Genomic DNA, 13,751 nt, shown 5'->3' on the forward strand with positions numbered 1-13,751 from the left:
CCGTTCGATCTGTTATGCTGCTCTTAGTGCAAAGCTTGTTTCACCTAATGAAAGTTGTCAAGCTGAGAATTTATCCCACGGGGGAGCAGGAAGTTGCCCTGGCGAAAGCCTTTGGCTGCTGTCGTTTCGTGTGGAATCGTTCTCTGCAATTGACGACTGAAGCCTACCGCCAAACGGGGAAAGGCATCTCTGGATTAACTCTCAAAAAGATGCTTCCGCAATGGAAGCGAGAACTGGAGTGGCTCTCAGACACTTATTCTCAATGTCTGCAAAGTTCGGTACTCAACCTCTCGAGAGCGTTTGTAAACTTCTTCGAGGGACGCGCTCGATATCCACGATTTAAAAGCAAGCACAAACGGCAATCCCTTCAATACCCGCAAAATGTCAAACTTGAAGGCGACAAGTTACATCTTCCTAAAATTGGAGAGGTGTACTGTCGTGTTCATCGTTGGTTTGAAGGGACAATCAAAACCGTAACCGTCAGTCGCCATACTGACGGACGATATCACGCTTCAATCCTTATCGACGACGGGTCTGACAAACCCGAACCCAATCCTGACGGTAAAGCTGTTGGGATCGATATGGGGTTGAAGCATTTTGCGGTGACTTCTGACGGTGAAAAATACAACAATCCACGTCACCTCAACGCTTCGGCTCCGCTCAGCGTTGAGTCCGAGCGGAGTCGAGGACTCAAGAAACACGAGCGCAACCTCAAGCGCAAACAGCGAAAACTTTCGAGAAAACAGCAAGGGTCGAACTCTCGTCGAAAAGCCAAACGGTTAGTGGCGCGAGTTCACAGCAAGATTGCCAACTCTCGAGCGGATTTTCTCCACAAGCTATCCCGCAAGATAGTCAACGAGAACCAAGTGATTGTGGTGGAAAATCTAGCCGTCAAGAACATGGTCAAGAACCATAGCCTCGCTAAGGCAATAAGCGATGTGGGTTGGGGAATGTTTTCGACCCTGCTCAAATACAAGGCCGAGGCGGAAGGAAAGGTCTATCTGGAAGTGGATCGATTTTTCCCCAGCACTCACCTCTGTTCTGAAACTCTATTGCCGTTACCCAAGATGGGACTCGACGTGCGATCGTTTGAATGTCCACATTGCGGGCAGATTCACGACCGAGACATCAATGCGGCAATTAATCTTAAAAACGAAGGCTTGCGGATACTGGCCTCGGGAACCGGGGCTTCTGCCAGTGGAGGGAATGTAAGGCCAAAGGGAGGTCGAATTCGTTCGACACTTCCCGAGGCAATTCCCACTGAAGTTGGAAGCCACTCATCAATCGCCTCGCGATGATGAGTGGTAGTTCACTCAATAATCTCGGGATTTACGAAGCCGTTGGATTTTTTGAGGAAACTGACGAATCTTGGAAACACCTATTTGAAGTCAATATCTTAAGTGGCGTTCGCCTGTCTCGCTTTTACCTTAAAACCATGCTCGAAAAAAATTGGGGTCGAATTCTCTTTATTTCGAGCGAGTCGGGGGTGAATCCCGCACCTGAAATGGCGCACTACAGCGCAACCAAGGCGATGCAACTTTCTATTTCTAGGAGTTTAGCAGAACTGACGAAGGGAACGAACGTGACGGTGAATTCTGTCTTGCCGGGACCGACGAAAACAGCGGGTGTCGTACAGTTTATCAAGGATATTTTTCCCGATCTTCCCGACGCAGAAGCTGAGAAAAAGTTCGTCACAGAAAATAGATCGACATCTCTCATTCAGCGACTCATTCAACCCGAGGAAATTGCAGCGTTTGTGACCTTTTTGTGTAGTCCGAAATCTTCGGCAATGAACGGAGCTTCTTTACGGGCTGACGGTGGGCTCGTTCGTCATATTCTCTGAAAGTTTGAAGCTATCTAAAACATCACATACTCACAATGGCGAAGGTCTTAAAAATTAATTTACATCACGATAAAAGATGTTACAAAAAATACAGAAATTTTGAGATTTATCTACTATGACAACCCTAGATCGGTTGTGTAACAAACTCGGGTGCATCTCAAAACTGTAAATTTATCAGATCGGAGTCTCTACAGTGAATTGAGCTGTGGTTGGGTAGAGCCATCGCTCCACCCCTGGACTGAGCGAAGTCGAAGTCCAACCTACCCCAGACTCATATTTTTACAACAGTTTTTACAAAAGTGAGATGAACCCACAAACTCTCGATCCAATCTTTTGCATCTGTTGCAACAGGCTCTATAATTTCTGTCCTGACTTAAGAAAAAAGGATATGACGTCCCAAGCTGACGATCGCGTATCGATCGGGTTCGATCCCGGTCGCGACAAATGTGGCATCGCTGTCGTGCGAGAAAACGGTAACGTTCTCGAAGCGGCTGTCGTACCTTCAGAGCAAGCGATCGACACTTTAAAATCGACCTGTCGCACCTACAGAGTCGATCGCATTGTCATCGGCGATCGCACGACCTCCAAACAATGGGAGCGCGACATTTGTGAAGCCTTACCCGACCTCGAGATCGCCCGGATTAACGAACACAATAGCACCCTCGAAGCCCGCGATCGGTATTGGAAAATGAATCCACCTCGGGGATTATCGCGTATAATCCCACAAGGAATGCGTGTCCCCCCAAGACCGATCGATGATATCGTAGCTATCTTACTTGTAGAACGCTATCTAAGTCGGCACTGACGACGGATGAATTTGAACCCCAAAACTCGAATCGCACTCACTTACGGGAGCGCGATCGTTGCGTTTCTGGCTGTAGTTATCGCGTTCGGGCCTCGTAGCCTGACCGAAAACTTACACCCGCTCACCTCTTCGACGACTCGTTTCGATTCCGACTCTCAAGCCGGGTCTTGGTGGTCGAAGCAAATTGCCAAAGCCAAAGCCGAAGCGAACCCCAGGTATATCAACGCCATTTCGCAAGGTCGAAAAAATCTGGAAGCCGAACACTACACCGACGCCATTGCCAACTTTAACCAAGCCGTGCGACTAGCTCCAGATAACATCGTGGCGTATCACGGTCGCGCCTTAGCCCGATTGAAAGTCGAGGATTACAACGGAGCGATCGCCGATTTCACGCGCATCCTCGAACTCGATCCCGACGACGTTCGTGCTTACGGAAATCGAGGTAGCGCCTATCAAAAACTCGGCGACATCGACAAAGCCCTCTCAGACTACAATCGCGCACTCGAACTGTCTCCCGAATATACCTTTGCCTATTTCAATCGCGGTAGCCTCTACGTCGAACTCGGCGAATACACGAAAGCTTTGCAAGACTTCAACCAAACGGTCATCCTCGAACCCGAGTACGCCAAAGCGTTTTACAATCGCGGTATGGTTTACGCCAGTCTCGACGACATCGATGCAGCCGTCGCCGATCTCGAAACCGCCGAAGCCCTATTCCGCAAACAAAATAACTTCACCGCCTCCGAACTCGCCCTCGACGCGATCGCCGATTTGAAGTAAGAGAAGCATGAATCGAGAGAGCTTCTTCAGGGAAGAGGGAAGAGGGAAGAGTGAGGACAGGTAACAGTTTCTCCCGATCCCATCATCCCATCATCCCATCATCTCCTCACTGGTGACTGGCGACTGGCGACTGGTGACTGGTGACTGGCAACTGAACCCCTGCGGCCGATCGAACCGTATGATAAAAGACGTGACGAATTGAACTTGACGAATTTAAGTGTGGCATGGGCATCGTTTGGGAAATTGATTTTTACTCCCGTCCCATCGTGGACGAAAACAAAAAAAAGCGCTGGGAACTGCTCGTCTGTGAAAGTCCCCTGACAACAGTGCGATCGCGCGACAGTCTGTTTCGTTTCGCCCGTTACTGTCCGAGCGATACCGTCAACTCAGCCTGGCTAGCTGAAACACTAACGCAAGCGATGGAAGAAGCCCCAGAACCACCGACTAAAATCCGCTTCTTCCGGCGTCAGATGAACAACCTCATTGTCAAAGCGGCCAAAGACCTCGGCATCGATGCCAGCATCAGTCGCCGTACCGTAGCCTTGTATCAGTGGCTAGAAGAACGCCTCGAAACCGTCTATCCTCAAGATCCCAACTATCAAGCCTCTGCCGCTCAGTCTCCGTCCGTAAGCTACCAACCCCAAGCCCCGAAATCGCTGCCCGACGCCCTTGAAGGACAACGATGGGCGTTCGTCACGCTCGCCGCGAGCGATTTTGCCGATTTTCCCGACTGGGAAATCGATTTTAGTGAAGCCTTTCCCCTCGAGCTGCTCGACTTAGACCCCAACACCCGCATTCCCGGCGTCATCGTCTTTTCCTCGAGAGCGTTTCCCCTGGCTGCTTGGATGTCTGGGTTAGAACTCGGCTTTCTCAAATTCGTGACGACACCGCGTCCCCAACTGGTTCTCGAAACGGGAGCCGACGATAGCTGGCGTTTAGCCAACGTGAGCGACGATCGCACCCTGACTGAAGCCAAAGGGTTTGAATCGGTTAAAGAGCAGTCTAGGGGCGTTCACTTTTTAGCAATCCAGTCCGATCCCAACGCTGAATCTTTTGCCGGGTTTTGGCTGTTGCCAGAACTCAACTTAACCTAGGCGATCGGTACGGATATCTAGACAGGGCAAAGTGAGAAGGATCGATCGTTTGTCGCGCTGGGGCCGGTCATGGTAGAAAAACTCCTAGATCTCGCGCTTCGTGCTGGAGCTGAAGCGGCTGAAGTCTTTCTGTCGCAATCTCATACGCGACCCGTTTACTTTGAAGCAAATCGCCTCAAGCAACTCGAAAGCGTGGAGTCGGACGGATTGTGCTTGCGTCTGTGGAAACGAGGACGCCCCGGATTGGCCGTGGCTTACGGTGATGTCGATCCTCAAGATCTCGTCGATCGCGCGATCGCCATTAGTTCCCTCAATCCCCCCGAAGCCATCGAACTCAGTCCGTCGTCGAACGCGAGCTATCCCGATATCGGAGAGGCGGTTCCCCTCGATCGACTCATCGAGTGGGGACGAGAAGCCATCGACATCGTGCGATCGCACTACCCAGAAATTCTCTGCACGGCGGCGTGGGAATGCGAAATGGAAACCACCCGCATCGCCAACACCTACGGCCTCGATGCCAGTTATACCGACACCACACTCAGCAGCGATCTCGCCGCTGAGTGGGTACGAGGTGAAGATTTTTTAAGTATCTGCGACGGGCAAACCCAGCGGGATACCCTCGATTCCCAAGAACTGGCCGATAAAATCCTCTTGCGTCTGGCTTGGGCCCAGGTCAACGTCTTACCGCCGACGGGTCGCGTTCCGATCCTGTTTACCTCGAAAGCCGCCGATCTCCTGTGGGGTACCATTCAATCGGCACTCAACGGCAAACGAGCGATCGAAAAATCATCGCCGTGGTGCGATCGCCTCAGCGATCGCATTCTCTCCCCCCATCTGACCCTATCCCAACATCCCGACCTCGGCCCTTACAGTTGTCCCTTCGACGACGAAGGGACTCCCACTCGTCCCATCGTCTTTATCGAAGACGGAGTTTTGCAACTGTTTTACACCGATCGCCGCATCGGTCGAATTCTGGGATGTGGCAGTACGGGCAACGGATTTCGCCCTGGCTTAGAAGGCTATCCCACCCCCGGACTGTTTAACCTCATCGTTCGTCCCGGTTCCGGTTCCCTCGACGACTTAGTCTCCCAACTCGACGACGGCCTGATCGTCGATGAAATGCTCGGCGGGGGAGGCGGTTTGTCCGGTGACTTCTCGATTAACGTCGCCCTCGGCTATCGCGTTAAAAACGGCCGAGTTATCGGCCGCGTCAAAGATACGATGGTGTCCGGTAACGTCTACACTGCCTTACGGAACGTCGTCAGACTTGGCGGCGACGGAATCTGGAACGGCTCCTGTTACACTCCCTCACTGATCGTTGAAGGCTTGTCTATCACCGGACGCGGTTGAGAAATGGGGAGTTGAAGACAGTCACCAGTCACCAGTCACCAGTCGCCAGCCTTTTACAGGGAACGGGGAACGGGGAACAGTCACCAGTCACCCGTGAAGACAGTCGCCAGTCACCAGTCACCCGTGAAAACAGGGAACGGGGAACGGGGAACAGTTAATCGTTTCTCCCCCTCTCCCCCTCTCCCTCTCTCCCCCTCTCCCTCTCTCCCCCTCTCCCTCTCTTCCCCTCTCCCTCTCTCCCCCTCTCCCCCTCTCCCTTTCTCCCTCTCTCAAAAACTACAACGAACTCGAATCTAGACTTTCCGCTTCTCCGTCCGTTTGCGGGAGGTGCAAGCCGCACTCTTGCTTGAGGCCGCGAAACCGCGTATCTCGTTCGTGTTCGTCGTCTGCTGTCAAGGGACGGCTCGAATGCCAGTCGCCGACGCTCGTATATCCGAGGTCGAAGTAGGGATGGTACGGTAAATCGTACTTCGTGAGGTATTGGTAAACGTCTTTGGCGTTCCACTGCAAAATGGGATAAACCTTGTAGCGATCGCCCTGCAATCCAACTCGGTTCAGGTTTTGACGATGTTGCGTTTGGTCGGCTCGCAACCCAGCCAGCCACGCCGTCGCCCCCAACTCTCGTAACGCTCGCTGCATGGGTTCGACTTTGCGAATGGAATCGTAGCGGTTGAGCGATTCGACGTCGTGTTTCTCCCACAGTTTGCCATACAGGGCTTCCATGCGAGCCGGTGACAGCGGTGATTGATAAACCTTGAGATTGAGATTTAAGCGTTCGGAGAGTTGTGCGGCGAAGCGATAGGTTTCGGGGGGAAGATATCCGGTATCGATCCAAATGACAGGAATGTCCGGCTTCACGCGCGTCACCAGATGGAGCATGACGGCGGCCTGAATCCCAAAGCTACTACTCATAACTAAGCCGTCGCCAAAGGTGGTAACAGCCCATTCAACCACTTCTGTCGCAGAAGCGTTCTCGAGTTGTTGGTTAACGGCTTCGAGATCCAAGCCTGTTTTTTCGGGTGTGAAAACGGTCATACAGCGCGATGGTTAGTAGAAAACAGCGTGATTGCGGTACGGACGAGACCTCTAGCATCTATCTGGGGTGCGTGTGGGCGCGTGGAGAAGGAACGAAACACGATCGCGCGTGAGGATCGAGCGCCGATCGCGCACCGCTGACAGGACGGGTACGAGTGTCCTCAGAGGTACGAGAGGTCGAGAAATCTAGACCAGGTTAATTCTACAGCAGTTTACAAACGGTCAAAGACGCGAAAAAATACGGACGACCGAACGTCAAACCTTTAATTTTTCTAAATTGCGGCCCTTTTACAGCGAACAGCGAGCCGCGAACCGAGATCGGTGAAGACAGGTGACAGTTGAGAGTTTTTCCCCATCCCATCATTACCTCATCTTCGGTTCAACTATATTGCAGTACCAGCGTGGCGTCCATCGCACTGGTGAGGTGCAATCCTGACATCGTACCGCTCGATAAGTAGTATTTCTGCTCGTCAACGCGATGGAGGGTTTCAAAGCCACTTCGTCGCTGTTTGTCGTCGATCGTCCAATACCGCTGCACGATCGACTCGGGGGTAATCCAACCTTCCCCTTCGACTCGCCCGAGTTCGCTGTGTTGGAGAACGAAGGTATACTGACGTTCGCCGCTGTCGAGGCGACCGCGATATTGAAAGGTGATGTCGTCTCGTTCAGTGTTCGGAAAGGTGAGTTTCGTAACCATGCTGTACCAGTTATCTTGACCCCACGCAACGATCGTCCTGCCCGTGACAGCGATCGGCAGGTTGTGGCGTTCTAACCAGTTTCCTTCTAAACGCCACCGACCTTGTTCGAGTAGAAACGTATGAGCCACCGCTATCTGATGAGTTATCGTCTGAGTGAACCGACACACTCGCGCGTGTCGGGGGGGGGGATCGAACGGGAATTGTCGATCGCCTGTAGGACGATCGCCGTATCTCCGGGTTGGGGGGGCGTCGTGCTAGTTTGCGCCCTACCCGTTCGCTCTAAGAGCATCTTATGGGATTTCGGGGAGGGCAACGAGCGATCGCTCTCCTAAAACGACGGCTCGACTAGCTCCTGTGACGGAGGGTAAATTCCCCGGTAGGTTTAACCCGCGCCAATAGGCTAACACGGCAAAGGCGATCGCTTCTTTGTAATCGGCGTTGACGCCTGCGTCATCGGTCGTTTTTACGGTAACGTTCTCGAGTCGCGCCTGCAATCGCTGTTTGAGATAGCGGTTACGACTCCCGCCGCCACATAAAAACAGGTCGTCGGGAAGTCGGGGTAAGAACCGACTGTAATTGTCGACGATCGCACTGACGGTAAGTTCCGTCAGAGTCGCCAACCAGTCAGCGTCGTTGAGGGCTTCGGCCTCGAGGCGACATCGGTGTAGGAATTCCCGTCCGAAGTGTTCGCGTCCGGTCGATTTGGGGGGCGGTTGTCGGAAAAAGTCGTCTTGTAACCATCGCTCGACGAGGGTGAAGTCTGGATGTCCCGATGCAGCCCACGCCCCATCGCGATCGAAGGTTTGCGCTCCGTCGGTTAAGTCGGAGACGGCGAGATCGAGGAGGACGTTTCCGGGGCCGGTATCCCATCCCCGGACGCGATCGAACTGTTGCAGACATCCGGCGGGGAGATAGGTGACGTTCCCGATTCCGCCGAGGTTCTGGACGCAGCGATCGCGATCGTGACGGCCGAACAAGCACAGGTCGAGTTTGGATACGAGGGGCGCTCCCTGTCCTCCGACTTCGATATCGGCGGCGCGAAAGTTGCTGACGGTGGGAATTCCCGTGAGGGCGGCTAGGGTCGCTCCCCGTCCGAGTTGCAGGCTGTAGCCGAGTTCGCCATCGCGGGGGGGACGGTGAAACACGGTTTGTCCGTGGGAACCGATGATGCAAGCGGGGGGATGGTTTTTCTGGAGGTCGATCGCTGCGTTAGCAAAGGCTTTCGCGATCGCTTCGTCTAACTCCGCCAACGCCGCCATCGAGATTTCGCCACCGCTACAAACGTCTAATATGCGCGATCGTAAGTCCTCGGGATAGGGGTAGGTCTTCGCCGCCAGTACCTTAACCTGTAAATCGACCTCGGTTCCCGTCAGTTCTACCAATACCGCATCGATGCCATCGACGGACGTACCGCTAATCGCGCCGATCGCGCGAACGGGTGAAGCATCCTTCGCTATGATGTTTTCTTGAATCTCCGATCGCTCGTCTGTCATTTTTTTACCCGTGTTACCTGACGTTTTACCGCCCACTGCTGCCGCACTCACTGAAGCGACATCCATCGAACAAGCTTCGCATATCCAGCGTCTCGATATTGCGACACCGTTACGCGATCGCCCCGTTCCGACAACTTACGTCAAACGGGGAACGGGAGGGACGCCAATTTTACTGTTACACGGTTTCGATAGTTCGGTGTTGGAGTTTCGACGCCTGCAACCGCTCCTCGCCTCTCACCGGGAAACCTGGGCGGTGGATTTGCTCGGTTTTGGGTTTACCGAACGGGGCGAAGACCTTTCGTTTTCCCCGTCTGATATCGAAGCGCATTTGTACGGGTTTTGGCAAGCGGCGATCGCTAAACCCGTCGTTCTCGTGGGGGCGTCGATGGGGGGTGCGGCGGCGATCGATTTCGCCTTGACTTATCCCGAAGCCGTCGAAAAACTCGTGTTACTCGACAGTGCGGGGATCGGGACGGGGCCGGTCGTCGGCAAATATCTGTTTCCGCCGTTAGACTACTTCGCGGCTGAGTTTCTGCGTCGTCCTGGCGTTCGCAATAATATTAGTTATACGGCATATTTCGACAAGCAGTTTAATTCTGAAGATGCCCGCTGTTGTGCGGCGTTACATTTAGAGTGCGATCGCTGGAATCGAGCGTTAATTTCGTTTACGAAAAGTGGCGGTTATCCCTCGTTCAAGTCTCAACTTCCCGATCTCGACGTTCCGACATTAATTTTGTGGGGTGAAGACGATAAAATTCTAGGAACAAAGGACGCTCCTGAATTCTATCGTTTGATTCCGAATAGAAAACTGATTTGGATTCCCTGTTGCGGTCACGTTCCTCATTTGGAGCGACCGAATACGACAGCTCGCCGAATTTTAGAGTTTGTTGAGTTCAATAATTAGAACATCGTCCACTTTTTAGGAATTTTTTGAAACATCAAAGGGTTGAAGTGTAATTCATAAAATATGGGTGCATCTCACTTTCACAAATACACAAGTTTGGCAATTTGTCAATATCTTCCTCAAGGACTGCTAGAAGGGAATTTACTCCTTTAAGTATTTATACTTATCGCAGAATTGAGATGCACCCTAAAATATAAAATATCAACCAATTGGGTACATTTCACTTTACTGCAAAAGTGAAATGTACTCCTTATCGCGTTCGGAAAAATCATACTAAATGGAGAGGTCGGTAGGCATTGCCCACCCTACAAATGGTGTAGATTCGTAACTCTTGAGACAGTTTAATTTAAAATGTATCTTGAGGAACTTGCAAAGTAACTTAAGGGAATTTCAATTAATTCAAACTTATTGAGAGATAGGCTCTACTATCGAGAATTTGAAACGAGAGTTCAAGGGTTTCAGACATTAGTTTTTAAGCCACAATCAATTTTTCGAGGTGCCTTTAATTGATACGATCGAAACTCTATAGTGAAGACGTTTTGTGGAATTTTTCCGATGGCGTTTCCCAAAAGCTGAGAGAGGAAGGCTACAATCGAGTCGATCGCCTAGAGTAGTTCGTTTTTAGTTAATTTCTTACTTTTTTGATGATGAAAGGTTCGATCGTTGTAATGGGAGTGCTGCTATTGTGGGGAAGTGTCGGCGGAACCGTCGTCGTACCCCCGACGATCGCACAGCAAGTTCCGGTACGCTCTCCGGCAGAACCCCAGTTAAATCAAGGGTTGCAATACGTACAGCAAGGACAGTTGCAACAAGCGATCGCCGCCTTCGAGTCGGCCATTGCTATCGACCCACAGTTTGCTCCAGCGTACTATAATTTAGGATTGGCATTACGTCAGACTGGACAGTTCCGTGCCGCCGCCGATGCGTTTTATCGTGCCACGCAAACCGATCCGGGGTTTGCCTTAGCTTACGGAAATTTGGGAGCGATCCTGCTAGAAGCCAACAATTTAGAGCGAGCGACGCAGTATTTAGAACGAGCGATCGAACTCGATCCGCAATTAGATTTTGCGTATTACAATTTGGGGTTGGTTCGCTTTCAAGAAGGAAACGTCGAAGCGGCGATCGAAATGTTTCGTCAAGCCAAACGCTACAGCGAAAACGCAGCAGAACCCTATTATTATCTAGGTGTTTTATATACCGAGCAAGGAAATTTAAGACGAGCGAGATCGGAATTGAGGCGGGCGATCGAACTCGATCCGAATTATGCCGAGGCACACTATCAACTGGGTTCGATTTCGTTCTCTCAAGGAGATTTAGAAGACGCATTAAATTCATTTCGCAGAGCTAGAGACGCCAATCCACAATATCCCAACGCCTATTACGGAGCGGGGTTAGTTTTTTTAGAACGACAACAGTTCGATCGCGCTCGAGAGGTTTTAGAATACGCTCGACAGTTGTATGCCGAACGGGGTTTGTCTCAGTGGGTAAATACAACAGAACAGTTGTTACAACGAATTCCATAAGTATTTTTTTACCACAGACACACAGAGGGGTGGCTTATCGCATAAGATCCCTGGCATCTTGGAGATGCTGGGAATCTAGATCGATCGCTATCCGCTCGAACAGGGGTTTTTAGAATTAATTTTCTGAAATAAGTATCCTAAATTAAACCTATTGGGTATTGCATTTAAATCAGCAAAATTTTGTGTCGATTTGAGTCGAACGTGCTATATTCAAACTTTAATCGTTTTTCAATGTCTCTAGAACAATACAACCTCTGCGTTGGAAATTCTCGACTCAATCTTCGTAAAAAAATATACCCATGAGTACGATCGGGCGAATTTGGCAGTACGTCAAAACCGTTTTAGGTATCGTTTTCCGGCATCCCATCACCGGAACGACTTTAATTCCGTTACTTCCCAACGGCGAAATCGTGTTAATCCTGCGACGGGACACCCGAGAGTGGGGACTTCCCGGCGGAATTATCGACTGGGGGGAAGACATTCCCCATGCAGCCAAACGAGAGTTGCGAGAAGAAACCGGCCTCGACTTACTGCGATTGTGCCGTTTGGTGGGCGTGTATTCCCACCCCGATCGCGACCCGCGCATTCATTCGATTTCGATTTTATTGGAAGTGGAAGCGGACGGAAAACTCGGCGCCCGAGACACCCACGAAATTCTCGAGGTGCGATCGTTTCCCATCGAAGCCATTCCTCTCGACAATCTCTGTCACGACCACGAACGCCAACTGAAAGATTATCTCAAAGGTGCGACCACGGTAGCTTGAAACTGGCGATCGCTCCCAAGAGCGGGGTCGAGGACAAATCAGTCCGCAAGCTTCGATAACGTCGAGTGGGGCTGAGAGGGTGACAAGGTAGACGGAAGCCAGACGGGACAATTGTTTGAGAGAATAGAGGAGTCCCAAAAAGAGGGTGGCGTTTGCGGCCACCCCAACAAAAAATGCTACCGACATTCTACCAAGATTTTCTGCGCATCCATCTCAATGAGAAGCAAATTGGGATCTTAAAGTGGCTGGTCTGGATACTGCAAATGCATCGGCAAGTCAAATTATCGACGTTAGCGCAGTTCTTTCCTCAAACCGATAAAAATACGACAGTCGCGTCACCAGCTTGCAACGATTTCTGAAGTTGCCTCAGTTGAGTGCCAAGTTGTTATGGTTTCCCCTTATCAAGAGGTGGCTGAAAGCTGAATATCGCGGCAACCACCTCAATCGGGAACAGCGACGAGCGCGTCCTCAACTCACCTTAAAGTACTCGAAAATATTTGGTGGTCGTCCTTGACCGAACTCAATGGAGAGACCGGAATTTGTTCATGGTGTCTCTAATTTGGGGGACTCATGCTTTACCGGTCTATTGGGAGTTATTACCCCAATTAGGCAGCAGTTCCTTGAGGCAACAGCAAAAATATTAAGCGCCGGTATTGAAGCTATTAAAACCTTATACCAGTGGTGGTAGTAGGCGACCGAGAATTTCAGAGTGCTAAACTGGCAGACTGGCTCAGGAAGCGAGGTGCGGACGCTGTATTGCGACAGAAGAAAAGTACCTATGTGGCGGATGCCAAGACTCGATGCGGGTCTTCGGAGTTTGTGGTTATAAATGTATAGCATGATACAAAAAATTGAAGATTCGAGAGCCAAAACCCTTGAAATCTCGTGAAGTTAGTTTTTCTGTCACCCTAAACTCCGAAGAGCCCTCGATGCCAAGCCTTAAAACACCGAGGCTTTCAACCGGGACAGTATCACTTCTTTGAAAACGTTAATGTCAACAAAGAAGAACCAGTTCGCGCTCTTAATCTCGGCGTTTATTGGAAACGTCGTTATCGAGGGAAAGGAGGGAAAGAACCTTGGTTATTGCTGACCACTCTCTCAGATGCTCAATTAGTTCGCCAAATTTACAGAGCGCGGTTGGGGCATTGAGATGATGTTCCGAGACTGACAAAAGTGGCGGCTACAATCTTGAGTCAACTCGAGTCAGTCCTCCGCGACTTTTGGCGCTCATTTTGCTCATGACTTTAGCCTATTGGTTAGCAACTCGTTCGGGTCAGCGTCTCCTTGAATCTCACGTCCAATCCTATTTAGGGTTTGCTGAAAAAGTTATCAAAAGCTGGGGGTGGAAAATGAACAAGAAGCCGTCTTACTCAAGGTATAAATCTGAATTGACTTAACTCGTCCACTTTATAAGTTACAATAATATTTCTCGACAAAATTATGAAGTTTGGGAAAAATTGAC

13 protein-coding genes and 1 pseudogene are annotated in these 13,751 nt (G+C 50.8%); 11 read left to right on the plus strand and 3 right to left on the minus strand.

The window, feature by feature from the left end; all coding sequences use genetic code 11:
- The first annotated feature begins 47 nt into the window (after positions 1-47).
- The 7 genes from GEI7105_RS0123265 to GEI7105_RS38760 all read left to right on the plus strand — a co-directional run bounded on the left by GEI7105_RS0123265 (position 48) and on the right by GEI7105_RS38760 (position 6,030).
- Positions 48-1,298, plus strand: coding sequence for an RNA-guided endonuclease InsQ/TnpB family protein (locus GEI7105_RS0123265; RefSeq protein ID WP_026097903.1), 1,251 nt, complete (start codon positions 48-50; stop codon positions 1,296-1,298).
- Positions 1,298-1,843 carry an SDR family NAD(P)-dependent oxidoreductase gene (locus GEI7105_RS32105; protein ID WP_017662809.1) on the plus strand — a complete coding sequence of 182 codons (546 nt, stop codon included), beginning with the start codon at positions 1,298-1,300 and terminating at the stop codon, positions 1,841-1,843. Before GEI7105_RS0123265 ends, GEI7105_RS32105 begins: the two co-directional genes overlap by 1 nt.
- Positions 1,844-2,231: 388 nt before the next feature.
- The gene (locus tag GEI7105_RS0123275; protein WP_017662810.1) at positions 2,232-2,648 is read left to right on the plus strand and encodes a pre-16S rRNA-processing nuclease YqgF; all 417 of its coding nucleotides are present in this window, start codon (positions 2,232-2,234) and stop codon (positions 2,646-2,648) included.
- 6 nt (positions 2,649-2,654) lie between these two features.
- Positions 2,655-3,428 carry a tetratricopeptide repeat protein gene (locus GEI7105_RS33880; RefSeq protein WP_017662811.1) on the plus strand — a complete coding sequence of 258 codons (774 nt, stop codon included), beginning with the start codon at positions 2,655-2,657 and terminating at the stop codon, positions 3,426-3,428.
- A gap of 224 nt (positions 3,429-3,652) precedes the next feature.
- Complete coding sequence (locus tag GEI7105_RS0123285; RefSeq protein ID WP_017662812.1) at positions 3,653-4,522, plus strand: Tab2/Atab2 family RNA-binding protein; 870 nt, start codon at positions 3,653-3,655, stop codon at positions 4,520-4,522.
- Positions 4,523-4,591: 69 nt separating this feature from the next.
- On the plus strand, positions 4,592-5,872 hold the full coding sequence (locus tag GEI7105_RS0123290; RefSeq protein ID WP_017662813.1) for a TldD/PmbA family protein: 1,281 nt from the start codon (positions 4,592-4,594) through the stop codon (positions 5,870-5,872).
- A gap of 11 nt (positions 5,873-5,883) precedes the next feature.
- Complete coding sequence (locus tag GEI7105_RS38760; RefSeq protein WP_158413252.1) at positions 5,884-6,030, plus strand: hypothetical protein; 147 nt, start codon at positions 5,884-5,886, stop codon at positions 6,028-6,030.
- 118 nt (positions 6,031-6,148) lie between these two features.
- On the opposite strand, the gene cysH is transcribed toward GEI7105_RS38760, so the two are convergent.
- The 3 genes from cysH to GEI7105_RS0123310 form a co-directional block, all read right to left on the minus strand.
- The gene (cysH, locus tag GEI7105_RS0123295) at positions 6,149-6,907 is read right to left on the minus strand and encodes a phosphoadenosine phosphosulfate reductase (RefSeq protein ID WP_017662814.1); all 759 of its coding nucleotides are present in this window, start codon (positions 6,905-6,907) and stop codon (positions 6,149-6,151) included.
- A gap of 379 nt (positions 6,908-7,286) precedes the next feature.
- Entirely contained in the window at positions 7,287-7,733 is a 447-nt protein-coding gene (locus GEI7105_RS0123300) for a hypothetical protein (protein ID WP_017662815.1), read from the minus strand.
- 162 nt (positions 7,734-7,895) lie between these two features.
- On the minus strand, positions 7,896-9,098 hold the full coding sequence (locus GEI7105_RS0123310; protein ID WP_017662817.1) for an anhydro-N-acetylmuramic acid kinase: 1,203 nt from the start codon (positions 9,096-9,098) through the stop codon (positions 7,896-7,898).
- A gap of 10 nt (positions 9,099-9,108) precedes the next feature.
- Here GEI7105_RS0123310 and GEI7105_RS0123315 point away from each other — a divergent pair, with 10 nt between their 5' ends.
- The 4 genes and pseudogenes from GEI7105_RS0123315 to GEI7105_RS40085 form a co-directional block, all read left to right on the plus strand.
- The gene (locus GEI7105_RS0123315; protein WP_017662818.1) at positions 9,109-10,002 is read left to right on the plus strand and encodes an alpha/beta fold hydrolase; all 894 of its coding nucleotides are present in this window, start codon (positions 9,109-9,111) and stop codon (positions 10,000-10,002) included.
- A gap of 668 nt (positions 10,003-10,670) precedes the next feature.
- A complete protein-coding gene (locus tag GEI7105_RS0123320; protein WP_017662819.1) occupies positions 10,671-11,525 on the plus strand; it encodes a tetratricopeptide repeat protein in 855 nt (284 codons plus the stop codon).
- Positions 11,526-11,824: 299 nt separating this feature from the next.
- Positions 11,825-12,289 carry an NUDIX domain-containing protein gene (locus GEI7105_RS0123325; RefSeq protein WP_017662820.1) on the plus strand — a complete coding sequence of 155 codons (465 nt, stop codon included), beginning with the start codon at positions 11,825-11,827 and terminating at the stop codon, positions 12,287-12,289.
- 173 nt (positions 12,290-12,462) lie between these two features.
- Positions 12,463-13,075, plus strand: a pseudogene (locus tag GEI7105_RS40085) (transposase); the annotation flags it as partial.
- Between the last annotated feature and the right edge of the window lie 676 nt (positions 13,076-13,751).

Origin of the sequence: Baaleninema simplex PCC 7105 (assembly GCF_000332355.1) — a bacterium.
Lineage (GTDB): Bacteria > Cyanobacteriota > Cyanobacteriia > Cyanobacteriales > Geitlerinemataceae > Baaleninema > Baaleninema simplex.

What these genes read in the sequence shown, in the direction of transcription:
- GEI7105_RS0123265 (WP_026097903.1), top strand. Translation starts at nt 48, where the DNA reads ATGAAAGTTGTCAAGCTGAGAATTTATCCCACGGGGGAGCAGGAAGTT.
- GEI7105_RS32105 (WP_017662809.1), top strand. Translation starts at nt 1,298, where the DNA reads ATGAGTGGTAGTTCACTCAATAATCTCGGGATTTACGAAGCCGTTGGA.
- GEI7105_RS0123275 (WP_017662810.1), top strand. Translation starts at nt 2,232, where the DNA reads ATGACGTCCCAAGCTGACGATCGCGTATCGATCGGGTTCGATCCCGGT.
- GEI7105_RS33880 (WP_017662811.1), top strand. Translation starts at nt 2,655, where the DNA reads ATGAATTTGAACCCCAAAACTCGAATCGCACTCACTTACGGGAGCGCG.
- GEI7105_RS0123285 (WP_017662812.1), top strand. Translation starts at nt 3,653, where the DNA reads ATGGGCATCGTTTGGGAAATTGATTTTTACTCCCGTCCCATCGTGGAC.
- GEI7105_RS0123290 (WP_017662813.1), top strand. Translation starts at nt 4,592, where the DNA reads ATGGTAGAAAAACTCCTAGATCTCGCGCTTCGTGCTGGAGCTGAAGCG.
- cysH (WP_017662814.1), bottom strand. Translation starts at nt 6,907, where the DNA reads ATGACCGTTTTCACACCCGAAAAAACAGGCTTGGATCTCGAAGCCGTT.
- GEI7105_RS0123310 (WP_017662817.1), bottom strand. Translation starts at nt 9,098, where the DNA reads ATGACAGACGAGCGATCGGAGATTCAAGAAAACATCATAGCGAAGGAT.
- GEI7105_RS0123320 (WP_017662819.1), top strand. Translation starts at nt 10,671, where the DNA reads ATGGGAGTGCTGCTATTGTGGGGAAGTGTCGGCGGAACCGTCGTCGTA.
- GEI7105_RS0123325 (WP_017662820.1), top strand. Translation starts at nt 11,825, where the DNA reads ATGAGTACGATCGGGCGAATTTGGCAGTACGTCAAAACCGTTTTAGGT.